Source organism: Modicisalibacter tunisiensis, assembly GCF_020148005.1.
Taxonomy (GTDB): Bacteria; Pseudomonadota; Gammaproteobacteria; order Pseudomonadales; family Halomonadaceae; genus Modicisalibacter; species Modicisalibacter tunisiensis.
In genome coordinates, this window is record NZ_JAGXFD010000001.1 from 1,205,743 (window position 1) to 1,207,326 (window position 1,584).

Here is a 1,584-nt window from a genome sequence, read left to right on the forward strand (position 1 = left end):
ACAACTTGATACGACTCAAGCGTATCCGGCAATCGTTGTGTCATCGCACCAGACCCCTTGGGGTTATATGGTCAAGCGATGAAGCGCACACGGTGGATGCCTTGGCAGCCAGAGGCGATGAAGGACGTGGAAGCCTGCGATAAGGCTCGGCGAGGTGGCAAACAACCTGCGACCCGGGCATTTCCGAATGGGGAAACCCACTCAGGGTAACCTGAGTATCCGATACTGAATCCATAGGTATCGGAGGCGAACCGGGGGAACTGAAACATCTAAGTACCCCGAGGAAAAGAAATCAACCGAGATTCCCCCAGTAGCGGCGAGCGAACGGGGACTAGCCCTTAAGCGGGTGACTGGTTAGGCGAATGAGCTGGGAAGCTCAGCGATACAGGGTGATAGCCCCGTAGCCGAAAACCTGATCCCGTGAAATCGAGTAGGTCGGGGCACGTGAAACCTTGACTGAAGACGGGGGGACCATCCTCCAAGGCTAAATACTCCTGGCTGACCGATAGTGAACCAGTACCGTGAGGGAAAGGCGAAAAGAACCCCGGAGAGGGGAGTGAAATAGACCCTGAAACCGTGTGCGTACAAGCAGTGGGAGCCCCTTCGTGGGGTGACCGCGTACCTTTTGTATAATGGGTCAGCGACTTATTTTCAGTGGCGAGCTTAACCGTATAGGGGAGGCGTAGGGAAACCGAGTCTTAACTGGGCGACCAGTCGCTGGAAATAGACCCGAAACCGGGCGATCTATCCATGGCCAGAGTGAAGGTTGAGTAACATCAACTGGAGGCTCGAACCGGGATCTGTTGAAAAAGATTCGGATGAGCTGTGGATCGGAGTGAAAGGCTAATCAAGCCCGGAGATAGCTGGTTCTCCTCGAAAGCTATTTAGGTAGCGCCTCACGTATCACCGCCGGGGGTAGAGCACTGTTTCGGCTAGGGGCCCATCCCGGGTTACCAAACCGAGGCAAACTCCGAATACCGGTGAGTGCAGCGTGGGAGACACACAGCGGGTGCTAACGTCCGTTGTGAAAAGGGAAACAACCCAGACCGTCAGCTAAGGCCCCCAAATTCTGGTTAAGTGGGAAACGATGTGGGAAGGCTTAGACAGCTAGGAGGTTGGCTTAGAAGCAGCCATCCTTTAAAGAAAGCGTAATAGCTCACTAGTCGAGTCGGCCTGCGCGGAAGATGTAACGGGGCTAAACCAGGTGCCGAAGCTACGGGTTCGTCGAATGACGAGCGGTAGAGGAGCGTCGTGTACGCCGATGAAGGTGTGTCGAGAGGCATGCTGGAGGTATCACGAGTGCGAATGCTGACATGAGTAACGATAAAGGGAGTGAAAACCTCCCTCGCCGGAAGACCAAGGGTTTCTGTTCGACGTCAATCGGAGCAGAGTGAGTCGGCCCCTAAGGCGAGGCCGAAAGGCGTAGTCGATGGGAAACGGGTCAATATTCCCGTACCTCACTGTATTGCGATGGGGGGACGAAGAAGGCTAGGTGAGCCAGGCGTTGGTTGTCCTGGTGAAAGTGAGTAGGCTGATCCTTCAGGTAAATCCGGAGGGTCAAGGCCGAGACACGAGACGAACGGA

The 1,584-nt window shown here is 55.1% G+C and carries 1 rRNA gene (only partly in view); it reads left to right on the forward strand.

Annotated features, from left to right (window positions below):
* Positions 1–69: 69 nt before the first annotated feature.
* Positions 70–1,584, forward strand: a 23S ribosomal RNA gene (locus KGQ91_RS05510) (it continues 1,171 nt past the right edge of the window).